This is a genomic window from Gilliamella sp. B3817, assembly GCF_026536705.1.
In the GTDB taxonomy this organism is placed as follows: domain Bacteria; phylum Pseudomonadota; class Gammaproteobacteria; order Enterobacterales; family Orbaceae; genus Gilliamella; species Gilliamella apicola_I.
The window spans coordinates 210,706-231,568 of the sequence record NZ_JAFNNV010000001.1; the positions used below are offsets into that span (position 1 = coordinate 210,706).

23 protein-coding genes, 1 tRNA gene and 1 other RNA gene are annotated in these 20,863 nt (G+C 34.7%); 5 read left to right on the plus strand and 20 right to left on the minus strand.

Features of this window, described 5'->3' with window-relative positions; translation table 11 throughout:
- Window positions 1-140: 140 nt before the first annotated feature.
- The 9 genes from J3U36_RS00885 to J3U36_RS00925 form a co-directional block, all read right to left on the minus strand.
- The gene (locus J3U36_RS00885; RefSeq protein WP_267379120.1) at window positions 141-2,741 is read right to left on the minus strand and encodes a phage tail tape measure protein; all 2,601 of its coding nucleotides are present in this window, start codon (window positions 2,739-2,741) and stop codon (window positions 141-143) included.
- A 35-nt stretch (window positions 2,742-2,776) separates the two neighbouring features.
- A complete protein-coding gene (locus J3U36_RS00890; protein WP_081299198.1) occupies window positions 2,777-3,082 on the minus strand; it encodes a DUF1799 domain-containing protein in 306 nt (101 codons plus the stop codon).
- Entirely contained in the window at window positions 3,079-3,393 is a 315-nt protein-coding gene (locus J3U36_RS00895; protein ID WP_267350661.1) for a phage tail assembly chaperone, read from the minus strand. Before J3U36_RS00895 ends, J3U36_RS00890 begins: the two co-directional genes overlap by 4 nt.
- Before the next feature lie 16 nt (window positions 3,394-3,409).
- Window positions 3,410-4,066: a phage tail protein gene (locus J3U36_RS00900; protein ID WP_267379117.1), complete on the minus strand. Its 657-nt coding sequence runs from the start codon at window positions 4,064-4,066 to the stop codon at window positions 3,410-3,412.
- A gap of 24 nt (window positions 4,067-4,090) precedes the next feature.
- On the minus strand, window positions 4,091-4,498 hold the full coding sequence (locus J3U36_RS00905; RefSeq protein WP_081299199.1) for a phage tail terminator-like protein: 408 nt from the start codon (window positions 4,496-4,498) through the stop codon (window positions 4,091-4,093).
- 151 nt (window positions 4,499-4,649) lie between these two features.
- On the minus strand, window positions 4,650-5,126 hold the full coding sequence (locus J3U36_RS00910; RefSeq protein ID WP_267385824.1) for a lysis system i-spanin subunit Rz: 477 nt from the start codon (window positions 5,124-5,126) through the stop codon (window positions 4,650-4,652).
- Window positions 5,126-5,566, minus strand: a complete 441-nt coding sequence (locus tag J3U36_RS00915) for a D-Ala-D-Ala carboxypeptidase family metallohydrolase (protein ID WP_065559620.1) — start codon at window positions 5,564-5,566, stop codon at window positions 5,126-5,128. The genes J3U36_RS00910 and J3U36_RS00915 overlap by 1 nt, the downstream gene beginning before the upstream one ends.
- An 11-nt stretch (window positions 5,567-5,577) precedes the next feature.
- On the minus strand, window positions 5,578-5,904 hold the full coding sequence (locus tag J3U36_RS00920; protein WP_218837354.1) for a phage holin family protein: 327 nt from the start codon (window positions 5,902-5,904) through the stop codon (window positions 5,578-5,580).
- Window positions 5,905-6,262: 358 nt separating this feature from the next.
- Window positions 6,263-6,799 carry an antiterminator Q family protein gene (locus tag J3U36_RS00925; protein WP_267385826.1) on the minus strand — a complete coding sequence of 179 codons (537 nt, stop codon included), beginning with the start codon at window positions 6,797-6,799 and terminating at the stop codon, window positions 6,263-6,265.
- Window positions 6,800-7,099: 300 nt separating this feature from the next.
- Here J3U36_RS00925 and J3U36_RS00930 point away from each other — a divergent pair, with 300 nt between their 5' ends.
- Both J3U36_RS00930 and J3U36_RS00935 read left to right on the plus strand, forming a co-directional pair.
- Complete coding sequence (locus J3U36_RS00930) at window positions 7,100-7,795, plus strand: XRE family transcriptional regulator (protein ID WP_267359489.1); 696 nt, start codon at window positions 7,100-7,102, stop codon at window positions 7,793-7,795.
- Between the two features lie 522 nt (window positions 7,796-8,317).
- Window positions 8,318-8,605, plus strand: a complete 288-nt coding sequence (locus J3U36_RS00935; protein WP_267380779.1) for a hypothetical protein — start codon at window positions 8,318-8,320, stop codon at window positions 8,603-8,605.
- A 93-nt stretch (window positions 8,606-8,698) separates the two neighbouring features.
- On the opposite strand, the gene J3U36_RS00940 is transcribed toward J3U36_RS00935, so the two are convergent.
- The 5 genes from J3U36_RS00940 to J3U36_RS00955 form a co-directional block, all read right to left on the minus strand.
- A tRNA-Ser gene (locus tag J3U36_RS00940) sits at window positions 8,699-8,786 on the minus strand.
- 71 nt (window positions 8,787-8,857) lie between these two features.
- Window positions 8,858-8,947 (minus strand): YnhF family membrane protein, encoded by a 90-nt coding sequence (locus J3U36_RS11370; RefSeq protein ID WP_267359485.1) that lies wholly within the window; start codon window positions 8,945-8,947, stop codon window positions 8,858-8,860.
- A 25-nt stretch (window positions 8,948-8,972) separates the two neighbouring features.
- Complete coding sequence (gene prc / locus J3U36_RS00945) at window positions 8,973-11,063, minus strand: carboxy terminal-processing peptidase (protein ID WP_267380780.1); 2,091 nt, start codon at window positions 11,061-11,063, stop codon at window positions 8,973-8,975.
- A gap of 9 nt (window positions 11,064-11,072) precedes the next feature.
- The gene (proQ, locus tag J3U36_RS00950; RefSeq protein WP_267380782.1) at window positions 11,073-12,035 is read right to left on the minus strand and encodes an RNA chaperone ProQ; all 963 of its coding nucleotides are present in this window, start codon (window positions 12,033-12,035) and stop codon (window positions 11,073-11,075) included.
- A gap of 63 nt (window positions 12,036-12,098) precedes the next feature.
- Complete coding sequence (locus J3U36_RS00955; protein WP_065558735.1) at window positions 12,099-12,455, minus strand: DNA-binding protein; 357 nt, start codon at window positions 12,453-12,455, stop codon at window positions 12,099-12,101.
- 177 nt (window positions 12,456-12,632) lie between these two features.
- On the opposite strand from J3U36_RS00955, the gene J3U36_RS00960 reads away from it, so the two are divergent.
- Together J3U36_RS00960 and rnpB are read left to right on the plus strand one after the other, a co-directional pair.
- Complete coding sequence (locus J3U36_RS00960) at window positions 12,633-12,974, plus strand: helix-turn-helix domain-containing protein (protein WP_411590973.1); 342 nt, start codon at window positions 12,633-12,635, stop codon at window positions 12,972-12,974.
- Window positions 12,975-13,332: 358 nt separating this feature from the next.
- Window positions 13,333-13,721: RNase P RNA component class A (rnpB, locus tag J3U36_RS00965), an RNA gene on the plus strand.
- Here the strand turns inward: rnpB and J3U36_RS00970 are convergent.
- The 6 genes from J3U36_RS00970 to J3U36_RS00995 all read right to left on the minus strand — a co-directional run bounded on the left by J3U36_RS00970 (window position 13,716) and on the right by J3U36_RS00995 (window position 20,005).
- Window positions 13,716-14,420, minus strand: a complete 705-nt coding sequence (locus J3U36_RS00970; protein ID WP_267349689.1) for a DedA family protein — start codon at window positions 14,418-14,420, stop codon at window positions 13,716-13,718. The two genes, rnpB and J3U36_RS00970, sit on opposite strands and share 6 nt — an antisense overlap.
- Window positions 14,421-14,446: 26 nt before the next feature.
- Window positions 14,447-15,907: a metalloprotease TldD gene (gene tldD, locus J3U36_RS00975; protein ID WP_267380784.1), complete on the minus strand. Its 1,461-nt coding sequence runs from the start codon at window positions 15,905-15,907 to the stop codon at window positions 14,447-14,449.
- Window positions 15,908-16,001: 94 nt separating this feature from the next.
- On the minus strand, window positions 16,002-17,477 hold the full coding sequence (gene rng / locus J3U36_RS00980) for a ribonuclease G (RefSeq protein ID WP_267349692.1): 1,476 nt from the start codon (window positions 17,475-17,477) through the stop codon (window positions 16,002-16,004).
- A 27-nt stretch (window positions 17,478-17,504) separates the two neighbouring features.
- On the minus strand, window positions 17,505-17,990 hold the full coding sequence (gene mreD / locus J3U36_RS00985; protein ID WP_267349693.1) for a rod shape-determining protein MreD: 486 nt from the start codon (window positions 17,988-17,990) through the stop codon (window positions 17,505-17,507).
- Complete coding sequence (gene mreC / locus J3U36_RS00990) at window positions 17,977-18,819, minus strand: rod shape-determining protein MreC (protein WP_065558741.1); 843 nt, start codon at window positions 18,817-18,819, stop codon at window positions 17,977-17,979. Before mreC ends, mreD begins: the two co-directional genes overlap by 14 nt.
- Before the next feature lie 142 nt (window positions 18,820-18,961).
- Complete coding sequence (locus J3U36_RS00995) at window positions 18,962-20,005, minus strand: rod shape-determining protein (RefSeq protein ID WP_065558742.1); 1,044 nt, start codon at window positions 20,003-20,005, stop codon at window positions 18,962-18,964.
- 363 nt (window positions 20,006-20,368) lie between these two features.
- Between J3U36_RS00995 and accB the strand changes: the two genes are divergently transcribed.
- Window positions 20,369-20,833, plus strand: a complete 465-nt coding sequence (accB, locus tag J3U36_RS01000) for an acetyl-CoA carboxylase biotin carboxyl carrier protein (RefSeq protein ID WP_065558743.1) — start codon at window positions 20,369-20,371, stop codon at window positions 20,831-20,833.
- Window positions 20,834-20,863 lie beyond the last annotated feature (30 nt).

The window sequence follows — 20,863 nt, forward strand, 5'->3', positions numbered from 1 at the left end:
GCTATAGACGACTAAAATACGATGATATTCCAAGAAATAGGGATGGTTAAAAATGAGTTGTTATTGTGTTTTAATATTCGAATAAGTATTAAAATTATGCTATTTAGAGGTTTTTAAAAGAATCTAAATGGTTAATATCATTACTTCATCGCATACATGACGTTGTATAACTCTCCTCCCGGTGAAACTGATTTTTTAAACATCTCATTCATTTGCCGTCTAATAACCGCATCTACTTGATATTGAACTTGTTTTGGATCGGTATTATTGCCATGAGTAGAAGTACTATTTTCTGAAGACATATTTAATACAATATTGGGATTAACAGTGATTGCATTTGAAGAAGGAGTTGTGCGTTGGGCTAATGCTATCGGAGCCGAAATAGAGGTATGAACATAACCACTGCTATCATATCCTTTATGAGAATCATTCATCAGACTATAAAGATAGTCTACACCTAATCGTTGAGTTGCCTCTTTTGTAAAAACAAACTCGCCTTTATGAACGATTCCTGCTGGTTGGTACTTATTACCTCGTCCAGTAAAACCGCCTGGTTCCAATGCATATCCCACACTTCCACCCGAAGCATATCCAAGAATTTCACCCCCTGTATAAGCTTGTTGAAGTCCTCCGGTCGCTTTTCCTCCACCACCAAAACTCGTTAAAGCAGATTGAATAATCTGTGCTAAAATCAATTTATTAATAATTTCAATTAGATTAACTAAGATAGTTTTTGCAAACTCTTGAAAGTTTGCTTTGCCTGTTGTGACAAGCGTTGTCATCATTTGAGACATAGATCCAATTGAATTTTGCGCAAAATCTTTAGCAACACTAAAAACATCTTGAGATGTTTCAGCAAATTCTTTCAAACCGGTTGTTAAACCAGCTATCCAATCTCCTTTTTGTAAATCTTCTTGCACAAAACTTTCTTCTAAAAGTTGAGCTGCCTCAAGGTAGTTTTGGGTTATAGTGATGATGTTTTCTTGACTTAGATTATTACTTGGATCTAAATCTTGTTCCTTATTTCTTTCTAAATTAATTCGACTTTGATACCTTGATGATTGAGATGATGTCATTCCAAAGGTCGCTTTTTTATCTGCAATCTCATTTTGTAATTGAGTAGAATTGTGAGTAATATTTTGTAAAATCTGTTGGGCTTTGATTCGACCATTGATTTCTTCAGAAATTGCCGCATTTTTTTCATATTGAGTAAGTAACGACGCTTTATTGGCTAGTAAATGACGTTCTTCTGCGGTTAGTCTACTTTTATTGTTTTCTTGTTCCAAGATGTTAATCTGAGCTTGCAAATCAAAGTATTTTTTACGTTCTGCCGTTATCGCACCGATCGTTGCATTCTGTTCTTTTAATGATTCTAATTGAATTTGAAGATTTTTCTCATCACGTTGACTAGTTTTTAATAATGACGGCGCACTATTTTTTGAAGAAAATAAAGTGTTTATTTTATTTCTATTGCCTTTATCGCCTTGAGGGTTGCCATTTAAATCATTTGATGACTTCAGTATTTTTGTTGAATTAGTGACTTTGGTAATAATTTCTTTAAATTTTATTATAAAATTATCTAAATTATCATTTCCTTTACCAGCTATTGATGAAATGTCTCCAAAATAAGCTCCAAGATCATTTAATTTTGCTTCAAACTCGAATGAATTTGATGCATTTTTAATTTCCAACAATTTATTTAAAAAAAGTTTAGCTTCTTCATTAGTTATATTCCATGTTTTAGCAAGTTGCTCAGTGCTTGATTTTACTAAACTAAAGATTTGTTCATGCACATTTCCCATTGCCTGATTATATTGTTCTTTACTCTCCCAAAAATCATCAATTTTTTCAGGTATTTCAATACCATTAGGATGCGTTCGAATATAGTCCAATCCATGAGTAATGATATTAAAATTAATTTTTGATTCTTTTAAAATTTCTTCAAACACACCTTTTGAAGACTCAATTGATTTTTCTGAAAGTCTTTTTGAAGTCTGAATAAATGCTGTCGCAAATTTAGGATTTATATTTGCTAGTTCCTTCATTTCTTCAGTAAATGAAACTGTTCCATCTTTATTTAGTTTAACAATACTATACAATTTTTCTTGGGATTCTCTTAAACTATCAGTGGCAGATACAGCATTATCAAAATAGTCAAACAAATCCTTACCGACGACGGCACCCACTTCAACTATCGTACCAATAGCTTTTCCAACAGGACCGAACAATTCACCAATTTCTATTCCATGTTCCGCCAGTGTCATTAATGGATTTTTCTTTACATTCGCTTGTGCGGACATCTGTTTTATTTGATTTGAAATCTGACTTAATGCCGCACTCATTTTTTCACTTGTATTGGCAAATGTTTCTTGCGATTCAATTATCCCAATTAATTGATACTTAGAGCTTTCAATTATTGAATTAAAAACTTGAAAAGCATGAGCATCAATAAATCCATTTCCATTATTGTCAGATAATTGTTGTTGCACATAAAGCAGATTATCCAATGCTTTGTTGACCGGATGAATGATCCCTAATAACTTATTATAGACCCCAATTTGGTTATATAAAGATTCCAATTGACGTTTACTAATATTGTTATGCATTAGTTTAGATGTATTTAGTGTTCTCAAACTTTTATCAGTTATTTTAAGCTTTACATCTAACTCGTTAATTCTTTTAATCTCTTTATCAAGATTACCTGTTTCAACTTTTAATGATAATGTAGTTGTTTTTGACATAGATTACCCATATTAAATAAACCGACTTTCGTCGGTTATTTTGATTTGTGTATGATTGTTAAGGCCTGACTTTCCATTAACCGAATATCATTAAAAATTTTTTGGTTTCCTTTAATATCAAGCATTTGCATTACCCAAGGCAAGCAATTATAGTCAAGACCTAAAATACCACTCATGCTTGTTCTCCACTGCGTTGACATGGCTTGGAATAACTGGAAAGCATCCCAGTTATCTGACCATATTTCTATATACTCATCTTCATAATCGACTTCCGATAGCCCAAAAGAATCAAGTTCAGCTTTTGAAGGCGTTGATGAATAAAGTGCAGTGGCAAGCTCTATGAGTTTTTTTCTCGTTGTCCCAACATCTCTTTATAATAAGTATTAGTTATTGCTTGCCAAGCAGCAGGATAGTTATTTAATAAGATATTTAAATTTTCTTGATTAAACTCTTCATCCAAATTCCAACCAGATACAATTTTTATCATAAATTCAATGATAGGTTTATCCTTAAGCTCGGTCTCAAACACGGTCAGTTTATCAACTGAATAATGTTTGAAATCAAAGCTAATTTGACCATCGTCCAATCCAGGACGCGGAATGGAAACTTCACATCTAAATGTCGGATCTGCAATAAGTTTAAATTTTGCCATGATTAAAATGTCCTAATTAATCTTTATAGAAAGTAATTGCTGGTGACTCAACTGTCGCACTTACTTTTACAGTTTCAATATCATTAATGGCTGTTGTTGGCGTCGGATCAAAAGCAATACGGACAGAGTCATAACGTGTTTCTTTAGCTTTAGGAACATACATTTTCATTGCAACAACATTATTGGTTAAATCCAACTGCTGTAACAATGTGTAGATAGGTAATGAGCTGTCATGAGCAATGGTAAAACTTTTACTTTTCGCTGATTTGATAGTCGGTAATTGACGTTCTGCATCATCATCAAGGAACTGAATTTGAATAAATTGCTGTTCACCACCTTCAGTAGCAACCTCTTTAATTTGAGGTAGTTGTTCCCATTCCGTTATTTTGGTAATAGTTCCTTGTCCTTCTCCTGCCGGGAATACCGTTGTATTACTAGTATTAATATTACCCAAAGTCACTTCATTGTTATTTACGTGAGAAATTTTTGCGACAATATTATTCAATTTAGTCCATGATGAAGTGAGCATGACTTCGTCCCCGACCACTAGTCCATGCCCTGAATTTAACGTTACCACCGCTTCTTTAGTATTAGAAATTGAATTAAAGTTAGTTACTTCGTTGTGTGATTTTTGCACATACACACGTGAACCATTAGGTAAAGCAAAACCCATAATATATATCTCCTTAAATTTTATTTAAAATATAGAATCAGCACGATAGTTAAAGCTGATCGGTAGTGTATAACAAGCATTATCCATTTTTGCTGGATAAACACTTGGTATAGAATTTACATAAAGTGAAAAGTTATGACTTGTTAACTCTAAATTGAGTGGAAAATGCTGAATAATTTCATCAGATATTTGTTGAGAACGTAACTTACCGCTATTGATAGGTGCGACAACAGAAATTTGATAAACACCTCGATAAACCTTCAATTTTCCTTCTGAATCAACGCTTGTTGTTACTTCTGGTAAAATATAAGTTCTGAGATAAATATCGGAATGAGAAAGAATTTCACTATTTTCATCGAAAACAGGTAAGTTTAGTTTTTTTGCAATAATATCAAGGTGAGATTCAAGCAATGCTGAGATTGTTGAAATCAAATTATCATCTCCTTAGCGACATTTTAAAAATAGATCTTGTTAATTATTGTTTGCTTATAAATTTCATAAAAACTTCAGAAATTAAGGAAGAGTTTTTTAAATTTATTCAATAAATTCGATTAGAAAAAGCTATTTACACCTGATAAAACAATTATCTATCACACATAAACAGTGTGTTATTTTGAGGTGCAATGACCTGACAGTAGTATTGTTGCCATCCTTCGATTAGGGCTTGGTTATAGCTGATTGCGTGGGTGAGACGGTAATAATCTTGTTGAGAAGATTTTGCAAGTCGTAAGGCTTTGTCAGCAATATCGCCGGTGGCGGCACTATTTCGTTCGAGGGTGGCGACTTTGATGCGCAACTCGACAAGACCATTATCCACATCATCACGTAAACTATCTGTTTTAACCTGTTCATCTTTTATTGTCTCAAGAATATTTGACTCAATTAATTTAATGGCATTGTTACCTTGTTTATATGCTTTAAATTGCGCTTCTAACGCCACCGTTTTAGCCATTGCCAGTTGTTCACCTTGCCAACAGTGATATGCAAAATAAAGCGCTAAACCGGTTATTACAATGCCACCATACGGTAATAACTTAATCAACAATGTTAATTTATTCATCATACTAATCCGTTTAAATACACCGTTTTACCACCATTTTTGACGGCAGTCAGCACTATTTGGCGATTATGAGTGGGACTGAATCCGATATGAACCCATTGATTATGCTCCTGAATAAGCTTATCAAACACGACTCCTGCATCTATCAATCGTTGACAGATTTGTTTCGGTGTGCCAAATGGCGAACGGAAGTCAACCGCCAAACCTTGAGTGTGTGCACTACTTGCCACCCCGCCTACCCGGGCATTTAATGCCGGACAACGGTAACCGGAAGTAATGATGATGGGGTGCTCAAGGGCTTTTCTGACCAGTTCAAGTTTTATTGCTGTTAATTGGATATTGGGCATCAGCGCTGCCGGTACGGAATTGTCAATTTTTAATCGACTGGCAGTCAATGAATAGGTAAACTCATCCAGTTTAAAATGTTCAGTCAGTTTCATTGGTTTTCCTTTTAATCATCATGTCCACGTGTTTTTTTTATTAATTGTTCTTCAAGCGCTTTAATTAAGGTTGCGCCCGACCACCCCGCTAAACCGGCAACACCGCCGGCCAGCTCAAACTGCCAGTTAAAATAACTGGCTGCCAACACCACCAGCGCGCCGGCAAAAGTAGAAATAAATATCTGAGCAATTAAAATCATCAGATTAAACTTATTCCCATTAATAATGTGATAGCAATAACTGGCTAATGACCCCAGTAAGGTGACAAAAAACAAATAAACGACAACATACCAATTGATATGGTCAGGCTCTTTGATTGGCATAGGTTTCATCTTCATCGTGAGCCTCCTGCTGAGGCAGTTAAAAATAAGAAAGGGTTACGCAGCACTTATGTATAAATTATTTTCTGAGATTGCTCTGCGAACCCGTTGAATTGTGATAACTGATAGTTAAATCGTAGACATAAAAAAACCGCAATGAAGCGGTTGAATAAAAGAGAGTTATATTAAAGAAGTTTAATTAATTTAATTTATTTTGATTTAATTATTTTATATGAATAAACAGAATGTTAAATAACATATTGCAAATTAAAAGCAATAAAAAAGCCCGCTTAGCGGGCTTAAGTAACAATTCTTGATTTTGAGATGATTATATACTTATTGGCGTACGTTGTCAAGATTAACTGTCCCACTTTTTTTAAAACACTAAATGTTGCAATAACTCCAGTTCAATGCCGGTTAACATCGTTTGCATCGATAATGCACCAATAATGTAACTTTCCCCACTACTTTTTATTTTTCGGATATTGCCTTCACTACAGGCTAAATCCTGCGCTATTTCACGTAAATTTTTAGGTTTGATAATTAATGTCGACGATATTTGTGTTTTGCTTGGTTCGATATAAACATGATCATCCACGATCATTTCGTCTCCATAATAAAATTTAATTAAGACTTTTGCTTCTTCTTTTATTTTCGCAATTTTACTGTTTTTCATCGTCGAAATAATGCCATCTATTATTAACCCGTCTTTATCTAAACAGACCTGTTTATATTCCTTTTTTTGGGATTGATATAGACTAAATACTTTGCGTTGTTGATAGGCTTCTTTTCGAGCCCAATTACCCCAACGGGTTAATACTTGAGTGATATCATAATCAGCATTCAAACTCACTTTATTAAGCCATTGTGTCGGGTTTTGATATTGTTCAACATTGATTTGTTTTGCTAGCATTATTCACCTCAAGTAGTTTCATTTTATTAACGTTAAATTAATAACTAGTAAAAGAATTAATTATCAACATGTTTTCATTCATGTTTTCATTCATGTTTTATCTCTCTTTCAGTATTAAAGTGATTTTTTTATATCTCTATTAGCACTGATCATGACAAAGATATTCTTGAAATATTCCTTTAAAATAACTATTATTATTAATAATAACAATAGTTATCATAAAAATCAATAACCAATGTTATTTGAATAATGATAACTTGAGTTATACAATAAAGTACTTCATTACAATGGGATAAAAAAATGACGACATTTACAGAAAGATTAAATTCAGCATTGAAACAATCTGGTATGTCTCAACATCAATTAGCTGAAAAGGTTAAAATTAGTCAGCCCGCCATTCAAAAATTACTGTCAGGAAAATCCAATACATCAAGAAAAATTGTTGAAATAGCCAACGCGTTAAATGTTGATTTATTGTGGCTGACAAAAGGTGTTGGCAAATCGAAATTAACTAAAAATAGTGCCAATGCAACAATGCTAGGTGCTATCGATGAATGGGATAGCAAAACACCACTTGATGAGGATGAAGTTGAAGTGCCATTTTACAAAGATGTTAGGCTTTCTGCAGGTAACGGATTTGCTGATGATATTGAAGATTATAACGGATACAAACTGCGATTATCACGGTCAACAATGCGAAAATACGGAATTGATAAAGACTGTGCCGTATGTTTAACTGTTTATGGAGATAGTATGGAACCTGTTTTTAGAGACGGGTCAACTGTCGGTATCAATCAAGCTGACACCAATATTCGAGATGGAAAAATATACGCAATTAATCATGACGGGTTATTAAGAATAAAAATATTGGAAAGATTGCCTGGTAATCAAGTCAAAATCAGAAGTTACAATTCAGATTATGATGATGAAACTGTTTCTTTGGATGATATCACCATTCTAGGAAGAGTCTGGTGGCAATCATCGATATTGGATTGATCGACACATAACATTTACCGCTTCGGCGGTTTATGTTCCTACCATTATGCCCTAACATTTTAATTTTTTATCGTAACCTCATTTTTTATTACTTTTGTTATTAACTTTTTTGATAACTTATATTATCATTATGGTTATCAAAACTAATCAACTTACCATAAAGTTAGCAATACCACGAGTTACTAATGGGGTAACGAGATTCAAGTAGCTAGCAGAGGCTTACGAACATACTGCGGTTTTGATGAGATATTCAATACAAGTTTGTGTAAACCAATTTATTGAATATCTGACAACTGGAAAGACAGTAATATTCTACACCCTTTTGCCTCGAAATCGGGGCTTTTTTAGAGGTTAATATGACAAATAGAGATTTTGTTAAGATGAAAATAAAAGATCGTTTTCATCCAGATTATCAATTAACGAATAGCGAAATCAATTTTTCTTTTATTGGTATTTTTATTTTAATCTTGTTTGGATTATTGCTTTTTTAGTTGAAATAGATAAACAGCAACGAGGTACGTGATGCATCAATTACACCGATTAGTTGAAAACGCATATGAAGCTGATTTTTGCAAAATGCTCGATAGAATTGAAAAACAAGATGCAAAAGATGAGTGGATCGATAAACGGGCTAGCGAACTTATAAAAAACTTTAGTAATGAAAATGATTGGCAACTTCTAGAGTTAATCAAACTGAAACTTGATAATCACGCAGTTAACGCTGACATTTATGATCAGTTCGTTTTGGATATTTGCTATTCTCAAGCAAGAGAAGAATCAAAAGCACAATTTATTAACAGGTATAAATAATAAGAATTGAGACTTTATGATCAATATTCTAAAAACTAAAATGTTGGTATAACGCTGTTTTAAGCGGCAAGCCAAGCAAAAATCGGGAAGAGATGGCGGTGAGGAAGGGATTCGAACCCTTGATACGTTGCCGTATACACACTTTCCAGGCGTGCTCCTTCAACCACTCGGACACCTCACCTAAATTATAAAGCCTGCTTTTCAAAAGCAGGCGCATACTATAATCGTCACAAAACAATTTTTCAAGTATTTTTAATTCATACAAACAATCACGCCAAATGCAGCAATTAAACCGAGTATGGCTACTGTACTAAATAATGCATATTTTAAATTTGAACACATATTTTTATCTCCAATTTTAATTATTCTATTGATCAACCGAAATGTTTAATGGAATGACATTACTGTTTACTTGTTCTTTCGCAATTTTGGAATATTTAGGCGCAAAATCAAGCAATATTTCAACAGCTTCATCTAAATAAGCATCGGGGCGTTTATAATCTTTTGGTAAGTCTTCTAATTTCGCAATTGGAGCCAAACCTGCGCGACTCAAACGTTCATTCATGCGTTTCAAATCTCGGTCATCATCGCTCTTTTGTTCATCTTCACGATATTTTTTATTTAAAGAAACAATATAACGACTATCCTTTTTATCATTGAACCGTTTAATATCATCTTGAATGTAGATAAATTCAGGATTTTTGGCAATTCGGGCTAAATGGTTAGATTTAAGTTCCGACAATAATGGCTCGATATTTGCAACTTTTGAATATTGCGCTGAAGGAATTTTATCCCACGGCAATGCATTATCTAAATATCTTTCACCGGTTTCGTCAACATATTTCTCATTGATCATGTCAATGTCAGGGTCAACCCCTTTAAGTTGCGTACTCCCACCATTAATTCGATAAAATTTTTGAACAGTATATTGCACACCGCCTAATTCAGGCCAATCCGGATGTAATCTTGCATCTACCGGATAAGCTATATTTCGTGAGGTTTGCACCGTACCTTTACCATAAGTCGTTTCCCCAATAATCAACGCTCGGCCATAGTCTTGCATTGCGGCAGAAAAAATTTCAGAGGCAGAAGCGCTGTACCGATTTATCATCACCACGATTGGCCCTGAATATTTGATACTTTCATTTTTATCATCATAAACATTGATTTTTTGTAGATTGTCACGCACTTGAACCACAGGTCCTGTATCAATAAATAGCCCAGTTAATGCAATAACTTCTGCTAAAGAACCACCGCCATTATCGCGTAAGTCGATAACAAGCCCTTGCAGATTATCTTGATTAGCTTGCGTTAATAGTGAATTGACTTTTTGAGTTAATCCTATATAAAAGCTAGGAATTTCGATAACACCAACCTTCCCTCGTTGATTGTCAATAATTTTTAGTTTAGCTTCCCTGTCTTCAAAATGAATTTTATCACGTGTTAGTTCAACAATTTTAGGTTTGCTACTATTGCCTGCCGGTAAAATTTCGAGTCGGACAACAGTTCCTTTTCGCCCACGAATTTTTTCAACAACATCATCGAGACGCCAGCCAATAACATCTTCAATGGCTGAATTACCTTGTCCGACACCAATAATTTTATCACCAATGGTTAGTTGTTTACTTTTTTCAGCCGGTCCACCCGTTACAAAAGACATAATCTCGGTGTAATCATCTTTTTGACTTAAAGTGGCTCCAATACCTTCCATTGATAAATTCATCTCAGCATCGAAGTCTCGTTTCTTTCGTGGCGCCAAATAGCTGGTATGAGGATCAATTTCGCGTGCAAATGCATTCATAAACACTTGGAACGCATCTTCAGTTTTGGATTGTAACAATGTTTTTAACACACGATTGTAACGTTTAGTTAAAACTTCACGTATCTCTTTCTCATTTTTACCGGATAATGAGAGACTTAACTCATCATATTTGACTCGTTTATCCCAATAATTATCAAGCTCTTCTTCGGTGCTTGCCCATGAAATATCTTCTCTTTTAAAATCAATATTTTCATTAGTTGAAAAATCCATAGGGCGTTGTAAAACTTTTAAAGCATATTGAAATCGGTTATATCTTTTTTGAATAGAAAGATTATAAATGTCATAGGCCATTTTCAAATCGCCATCTAACAGCTCTTGACCTAACGACGCTTGTTTATCTCTAAAGCTATCAATATCACGCTGAATAAAAAAAGATTTATTGCCATCTAATAGTTTAAAATAGCGGTCAAAGATTTTGGCTGAAAATACGCCATCTAAATCAAAATTACGGTAATGGGCTTGAGTAAAATAGTTAGTTACCCTATTTGCCACAATTTGATGAATTTGATCTTGTTTTAGTGTAGGTAATTGTTCTGTAACTGACGAATTAGTCTGAACTGCTTGGCAAACGATACTTGGACTAATAACACAAAGAACAAGTAACGATTTTCTTATACCTTTAAATAAATTACTCATTGCCATTCTCTATTGATTAATTATGTGCTCTGGTTTAACTGTTAGTTGCATACCTGAACCAACCTTCACTTTGATATGTTCTTTTTCAATATCAATGATCTGCACTTTTAATGGTTTATTGCCCATCGTAACCTTAACAAAATCACCAATTTTTAAAACTCTATTTTTTTTAGGTGGAGTATAAGCTCTTTTAGGTTTCGATTTGTTTTGTTTTTTAAAGTGCTCTTTAGCTTTACTTTTGCTCTCTTTAAGCTGTTGTTGTGCATAATCCATCTGTTCTTGGGTAATGACTTCATTGAGATTACCATCTAAATCAACACGATGCGAGCCAACTTTTATACTATATAAGTAACGCCAATTATTGGTATAAACACGTAAGGCAACACGTAGTTTCGTTTTGCTTAATTCTTGGTTTCCATCAAGACGTGAAAGTATGTCCTGAAATATGCCGATTTTCAAGGGCTTTGCTTCGCCCTCAATAGTAAAACAATTAGGAAATTGTTGGGCTAAATATACAATAATTTCTTTACTATTTGTCAATTGAAACTGTTTTTCCATCTGTTCTGCCGTAATAATTAAACTGTTGGGTTGTGAATGAATTGCGTTATTGTTTACTTTGGGTTGTTCTTTAAAGGATTCTATCGTTTTTTCTTTACTTTCTATTAGTTGTTGCTTAGCAAGATCCATCTGTTCCTGAGTTATGATTTCATGGGGATTACCGTCTAAATCGATCCGATAAACCCCAATTTTTATACTTTCTAAATAATGCTGACTATTCATGTAGAAATCTAACGCATCATTGAGTTTAGCTAAGCTTAATTTAGGGTTTTCATTTAATCGGGAAATAATGTCATGAACAATGCCCTTTTTTAAAGGTTTGACATTACTCCCGAACGCAAAAGAATCTGGAAATTGCTTAACTAAATAAGCAATAATTTCGTCATTTGTTGTTAATTGAAATTGTTTTCCCATTTACTTTTCCGTAATAACTAAATTTTATAAGCGCTAAAGTATATATCAGCTAAATTAATAACACTAATCTTCTTTATTTTGTTTATTGATGAAACTGATGAAATCTTTTATACCATTTCGCATTAGCCATGAAGAGACAATCGATTGCTCATCGGGTGTCAATTGTTCAAAAGCAGTCATCCAAAGTTGAAGAGGTTCAATGGGTGAAATTACATAGCTTGCACTCTCTTCCTCAATATATAATGCTTTTTTGACATCTGACGGTAAACTTCCAATATGATATTCGACAGCTTTACCTCGAACACCTGAACGTTTACGTGCAGTCCATTTTTCAGCTCTTGCTTTTCGATTAATACCTTGTATTGTTGTAGGCATCCCTGCAATGCTTGACAGCTCTTTAGATGAGAACCATTCTTTCATTTTAACCATCCTAATTTTAAATAACCAGAAAAAAATACAGAAATTAAAGAAATCTTGTTATACTAAATAAGAAACGAGTTATTATTGCAAAATAACTTGAATAATGAAATTACTCGTTTCAGTAATTTTAGAGCATAGCATAGATAAAATAAGTTATAAACTAAGAGGGAACAAAAAATGGAAATAAAATTCAGCGATTGGCATCACGCTGATATTATAGCTGCACTAAAAAAGAAAGGGACAACACTATCTGAATTATCACGCCGATCGGGTTTTAGTTCGTCAACTCTTGGTAATGCGCTTGTTCGACCATGGACAAAAGGGGAATTTATCATTGCTAAAGCCCTTGATTTAGATCCGGCCGAAATTTGGCCTAGTCGTTATATTGATGCAAAAACAAATCAGCCAATTAAGCGTGTTGTTTATGAAAAGAAATTAAATTTTGAATCATCCGGTTTAAATCAAGAAATGATTGAAGAAATGATAGAAAAAATAAATAAAAATAATCAGGAAACTTAAGAAATATTTCAATGAAATATATAAAGATTAAGTTCATTTGTTTCTAAATTTTATGTATTAACTGATATTTTCAACAAAATTAAATTATTAAACTATATTAATTTTAAGTGACTTCTTATTTTTATTTAATAATAGTTTTTTTAGTTTAATTAGTGAATAATTTAGGGAGAATATGATGACTCAATCTTTTATTGTGACTTCGCAAGTTGCATCATTATTTTTAATTTAGTAAAACTAGAGATAAAAAATAGTTTAATTGAGTTTAAAAACCATTCTTTTAAACAGATATTCTTATTAGTGATGCTAAAATCATGATGCTGTGCTAGACAAAATGATACTTTACGCTATACTAATCTGCGAAATTAACCAGACAATCGCTGCTTTGTTGTAGTCCTTGTAAAAGAGGAGACAAACAGAGGGGAGGAAAGTCCGGGCTCCATAGGGCAGAGTGCCAGGTAACGCCTGGGGAATTTTGGCGTGAGCTAAAATTTACGACTAGTGCAACAGAGAGTATACCGCCGATGGCTTATAGTTAAGATCAGGTAAGGGTGAAAGGGTGCGGTAAGAGCGCACCGCGCAACTGGTAACAGTTGTGGCACGGTAAACTCCACTCGGAGCAAGGTCAAATAGGGATTCATTGGCGCGGCCCGCGTTGAATCCGGGTAGACTGCTTGAGCTAATGCGTGAGTATTAGCCTAGAGGAATGATTGTCCACGACAGAACCCGGCTTATCGGTTAATTTCAATTTTCTTCTTTTTGATTCTCAATTTCAGCGACATGCACTTGTTTCTTTTTGTTTAACCAACGTTTTAACGCCAGCCAAATAGAGAAGATCAAACCTAAAAGCAATAACAATACAGGAATTAACATTAAAAGTGACATGATCTGCTTCTCATAAGTTTTAAAAATCGGCGACAAACCGAATAGATAACCTAAAGTCACAATCAAGAAAATCCATAATGTTGCACTAATCCAATTATAAATATGAAATTTTCTACTATGTAGATTGGATAATCCAGCCATCATCGGTAATAATGTTCGTACAAAAGCAATAAATCGACCGATAAACAACGCTTGTAATCCATATTTATGGAATAAAACTTCGGATTTACGGTGATATTTTTCAGGCAGGTGTTCCATCCAACCTTTTACAATTTTGGTATTACCAAGCCAAAGTCCTTGTAAATAACCTAACCAAGTTCCCAGGGCTGCTGCTGCAATTAAGATGACATTGATTAACCCGAAATGGAAAACATCAAGACTAATTAGCACACCAGTTAAAAAGAGCAAGCTGTCACCCGGTAAAAAAGCTGCCGGTAAGACGCCATTTTCTAACAATATGATGACAAATAACATACCATATAATGTCCATAAGACATTTGGATTTGATAGTGTTGCAACATCCATATTAATAAAAGCTTGATAAAGAGTAATGATTGTTTCCATCTATTTTAAAATCCTATTCATCTAAGTTATTGGTGATTAATAGTACCACCTACAGTTAAATTATTCACTTTCAAAGTTGGTTGCCCAACACCTACCGGTACACTCTGCCCTGCTTTACCACAAGCACCCACACCAGAATCTAATTCAAGATTATTCCCGACCATTGATATTTGTTGCATGGTTTCGATACCTGAACCAATTAATGTTGCCCCTTTTACCGGCGTCGTTATTTTGCCTTTTTCGATTAAATATGCTTCTGATGTGGAGAAAACAAATTTACCAGAGGTTATATCAACTTGACCGCCAGCAAAATTTGGTGCATATAAACCATAATCAACACTACTGATAATTTCATCGAACGTTGACTTGCCTGATAACATATAGGTATTCGTCATTCGAGGCATCGGAAGACAATCATAGCTTTCACGGCGTCCATTACCTGTAGATTGAGTATTCATCAATTTTGCATTGAGTTTATCAAACATATAGCCTTTTAAAATGCCATTTTCTATCAGTACTGTTTTTTGACTTGGCGTTCCTTCGTCATCAATCGAAAGTGAACCGCGTCGATTTTCCATTGTACCGTCATCCACTATAGTACAAAGTTCTGAAGTGACTTTTTCACCTATTTTTCCTGAAAATACAGAGCTATTTTTACGATTAAAGTCACCTTCTAAGCCATGCCCCACCGCTTCATGTAATAAGACACCTGGCCAACCTGCGCCAAGAACAACCGGCATTGTTCCTGCTGGTGCTGGTTTAGCAGATAGTGAAACTAATGCTTGGCGTACGGCTTCACGTGTGTAGCTATCGGCAATGCTTTCCCCTGTTTTAGGGTGAATAGTTAAAAAGTAGTCATAACCAAAACGACCACCACCACCACTACTACCACGTTCACGCTTGCCATCTTGCTCGACAAGAACAGAAACGGATAATCTGACTAATGGTCTGATATCGGCACAATAAGTCCCATCAGTAGCCGCAATAAGGATATCTTCATAACTGCCAGTCAAACTCGCCGAGACTTCTGTAACTCGTGAATCAAGCGCACGTGCTAACTGATCGACTTGCCTTAATAAGGTTATCTTTTGATCTTGATAAAAGCCATTAATTGGATTAATTGACGGATATTTTAAGCTATTTTCCAATGTTTTAAGGGGAGTAATTTTAATTGGCGTTTGTAGAGTTGTAATGGAATTTGCTGCCAAAACACTCTGCTCTAAGCGATTTAAAGCAAGTTGATCGGTATAGGCAAACCCTGTTTTTTCACCAATGATAGCTCTAACCCCCACACCTTGATCACGATGATAAGAAGCATTTTTGATAATACTATCTTCGATTGCCCAACTTTCATAAAAGCCCGATAAAAAGTACAAATCGCCATAATCAATTTTTCTTGAACCTAACATATCCAATAAACGCATAATATCTGAATGATTTAGGTTATTTGGACAAAGTAGTCGTTTACTTACTTCAGTTACAATCATAGATTCCTTAATTAATATTTCAACTTTAATAATTTTTAAAGTTCACTTATTATCAATATATTGTTAATTTTTAATATCTCAAGGCTTTGAAGCTTTACATTAATACCACATCATATTGTTCTTGAATATAAAGCGGTTCAACTTTGACTTCAACACGTTTACCAACAAACACTTTCACTTCTGCTAAAGCATGTGATTCATCATTATTTAAAGCATTGGCAACCGCTGCAGACGCATAAACCAATAAGTATTCAGAACGATGTGCTTTATGAACACGGACAATTTCACGCAATATTTCATTGCATACGGTTTCTACGGATTTGACGATACCGCGACCTTTACAGGCTGGACACTCCTCACATAAAATGTGCCCCAAACTTTCTCGAGTACGTTTGCGCGTCATTTCCACTAAGCCTAAAGTCGAAAATGAATTTACGGTCGTTCTTGCTCTATCTTTGGCTAAAAAATCTTGTAGTGATTGGAGCACTCGTTCTCGATGGACATCTTCTTGCATATCGATAAAATCGATAATAATAATACCACCTAAATTACGTAATCGTAATTGACGCGCAATAGCAATAGTTGCTTCGATATTCGTATTAAAAATTGTCTCTTCAAGATTCCGATGCCCAACAAATGCGCCTGTATTAATATCAATTGTCGTCATGGCTTCGGTTTGATCGATAATTAAATAACCACCTGATTTTAATTTAACTTTACGATCCAGTGCTCGTTGAATTTCGTTTTCTGTATCATAGAGATCAAATATTGGCGCACTACCTCGATAGTGCGTTAGCTTATCAGTAACTTCAGGCATAAATTCTTGCGTAAATTCAACTAATAAATCATACGTTAATTTTGAATCAACCAAAATGCGCTCAATAGGATCGCCAACAAAATCACGTAATACACGCTGAGAAAGTTGTAATTCTCCGTAAACCAGATTTTTACTGATTGGCCTAGCCATACGCTCTTGTATTTTTGACCACAGTCGTTTTAGAAAATTAGCATCTTGTTCTAATTCATGCGCACTTGCACCTTCAGCTGCCGTACGAACAATAAAACCACCTTGATCGGTAACATACTGTTCAACAATTTTTTTAAGTCTATCTCGTTCTTCTTCACTTTCAATACGTTGAGAAGTCGCCACGTGAGCTGAGTTTGGACCGGGCATTAATACTAAATAACGAGAAGGCAATGTAATATCTGTAGTTAACCTTGCCCCTTTTGTTCCCAACGGATCTTTAACGACTTGTACCATCAAGTCTTGTCCTTGGCGAACAAGTTCAGAAATATCTTTAACTTGAAATTGCTCTTGCTCAGTATCCGATACACATTCCGTATGAGGCATAATGTCTGAAGCATGTAAAAAGGCTGCTTTTTCAAGACCAATATCAACAAATGCTGCTTGCATGCCAGGTAAAATGCGGATCACTTTACCTTTGTAGATATTTCCAACAATACCACGCCGAGATTCACGATCGACATGAATTTCTTGTAATACACCATCTTCAATATAAGCGACACGAGTTTCAGAAGGTGTTACGTTCATTAATAGTTCAACTGACATAAAGATTCCTGTTAAATAGATCGCTAATTAATTGATCGCAAAGCTCCGTCTCACTAGTCGTAAAAATAGGTAAATTACTATCCATAATACTCCGTCAACAAAGCTTGATAGTAAATTTAATGGGGACATTGTTATAGTATGATAAATACTGACCTGAAATAAAAACATCAATAAATTATAACAAATTGATATGCCAAAAATAATAAAGCATTGTTGCCATAATGCTAAATTACGTATCAACTGGTATTTAAAAATCAGTAAATAAGCAATAATAGAAAAAATAAATGCATGGATACCGATTATCGTACCGGAAAAGAGATCCATAATAATGCCTAGAATAAATGCTGTCCCTATACCAACACGATGCGGAAGCGCAATTAACCAATAAGCTAAAAAGAGCATTAGTACATGTGGTTTGTATATATTATAAGATGGCGTCCAAGGTATAATTTGTAAACATAAACCTAAAAATAACGTTATCCAAATAACCAGTATTCCTCTAGGGTTTTTCATGTTGTTCTCCTTGATCGCCCCATAATAGTAATAGATAACGTAGTCGTTTTAAATCAGCAGTCGGAGTAGCTGAAATAATGGGTGATGAATCACTGATATCAATTTTAACTGAACTTACTACCGCAACAGGATAGCCTTCTGGAAATCGACCATCTAGCCCCGATGTGACAAGAACATCACCAACTTTAATATCAACATTATTCGGTAAAAAATCGAGTGTTAAATCATTATTACATCCATTACCGACAGCAACCATAGCAATATCATTTCTTTGCACTTGAACAGGTATGGCATGTTGAAAATCACAAACTAAAATAGCTCGACTCGTGTTTTGAGCTGTCTCATAAATCTGTCCAACAATACCTTTTTCATCAATCACAGGTTGCCCAACATATACTCCTTCATGTTGCCCTTTATTGATAACGATCTGATAAGCGTAAGGATTAGTATCAGCTAATAAAACTTGAGCAGCCATTTTATGCTCTTCATGCCATAAAGGTGCTTTCAATAATTCCCGTAATCGATTATTTTCGTGTCTTAAATGTGCAAGTAGTAGCAGATCAGCTTTTTTATTTAATAATTCTTCAGATAATCTTTCGTTTTCATTGACTAATTCTTCTCTGGATTTCGACATTTCATAGAGTGAATCATACGATGCTGCCGGTGAATTAGAAATGTAATAAAGTGGCGAAATAATAGTATCAAGATAATATCGAATTTCTTTAAATGGACGATAATTAACATCAAAAACTATTAAAATTAAAGCAAGTGCCATAGAAATAAATAGTTGCACACTAAGCGGTGAACGATTAGAAAAAAGTAATTTCATTGTTCAATACTTACCTGTTATATACTTAAGCGCTATTGATACAAAGATGTGACTCCGTCGACAATGTCGACGGATAAGAAAGTATGATATTGAATAATTTACCACTTTATTGCACTAAATGAAATGGTAACTAAGACAAATCTTAATCTTCACTGAAAAGATCACCACCATGCATGTCTACCATATCCAGTGCTTTTCCTCCGCCTCGTGCTACACAAGTAAGCGGATCTTCAGCGACAACAACATGGATACCCGTTTCAGCGGCTAACAATTTATCGATATTACGTAATAACGCACCACCACCTGTTAACACCATACCATGTTCAGAAATATCAGAAGCAAGTTCTGGCGGACACTGCTCTAAAGCGACCTTGACAGCACTCACGATACCACTTAATGGTTCTTGTAACGCTTCTAAAATCTCATTCGAGTTCAACGTAAAGCTACGAGGAACACCTTCTGCTAAATTTCGACCACGAACTTCAATCTCAAGAACTTCATCACCCGGATAAGCGCTACCAATGAAATGTTTAATTTTTTCGGCTGTTGCTTCTCCAATGAGAGCGCCATAATTACGACGAACATAGTTGATAATAGCTTCATCAAATCGGTCACCACCTATTCGAGCAGAAGCAGAATAAACCACACCATTAAGGGAAATCACCGCAACTTCTGTTGTTCCGCCGCCGATATCAACCACCATCGATCCCGTTGGTGACGAGACGGGTAAGTCTGCACCGATAGCGGCTGCCATTGGTTCTTCAATTAAATAAACTTCACGGGCACCTGCCCCTAATGCCGATTCCCGAATAGCACGACGTTCAACCTGTGTTGCCCCAACAGGCACACAAACAAGAACACGCGGGCTAGGTCTTAAAAAACTATGGCTGTGCACTTGGCGAATAAAATACTGTAACATTTTTTCTGTGACAGAAAAGTCAGCGATAACACCATCTTTCATTGGTCTAATAGCTGCAATATTACCTGGAGTACGCCCTAACATCTGTTTCGCAGCCTGTCCGACAGCAGCAACACTTTTCGGTGTTCCAGAACGATCTTGTCGAATGGCAACAACGGAAGGTTCGTTTAATACGATCCCTTGCCCTTTTACATAAATAAGTGTATTGGCTGTACCTAAATCAATAGATAAATCATTTGAAAACAAGCCGCGAACTTTTTTGAACATAATAAAAACTTTTCCTAGAATTAATCTTGTTTAAGTATATTTAGAGTTTGAAGCAAGCTAATTATAAAATATAATTTTCTTGTAAAATCGGTCAAAATAATATCTTATTTAGTCTGTCAATTCCATAGCAAGCCTCAATAATAATTGAGTTATAATATTGTATCGCAATTATAAAATAATACCTAGAAAATAGTATAGCAATAGATTGTAAAGGAGATATATAATGACAAATTATATTTTACAGTGTATCCTGCGGCGTTAATGTTGAGTTACTGCCTTATTATCACGTTAAAAGATTTCTTTTAAGATATTAAGGATGCATTAATTAATTGTTACTTATATCAAATAAACACGGTGTAATTCATGGATATACGCAAAATTAAAAAATTAATTGAGTTAGTTGAAGAGTCAGGAATTTCAGAACTTGAAATCTCTGAAGGTGAAGAATCAGTACGTATTAGCCGTTCAGTGGCAACAACAAGCTATTCTGCGCCTGTACAAAATATTCAAATTCCTCAAGCTGCTCCTGTTGTAGTAACATCAGCTTCTTCTAATGGAGAAGTGGCTAATGAAGTCGAGCCTGTTGCTGTTTCTGGAACAACAATAAAATCCCCAATGGTTGGTACTTTTTATCGTACACCTAGCCCTGAATCAAAAGCGTTTGTTGAAGTTGGGCAAACAGTGAATGTGGGCGATGTACTTTGCATTGTCGAAGCGATGAAAATGATGAATCAAATTGAATCAGAAAAAGCTGGGACTATTAAAGCTATTTTAGTTGAAAATGGTCAACCCGTTGAATTTGATCAACCATTATTCATTATTGAATAATCAGAATTTATTAATTAATTTTTACGATTA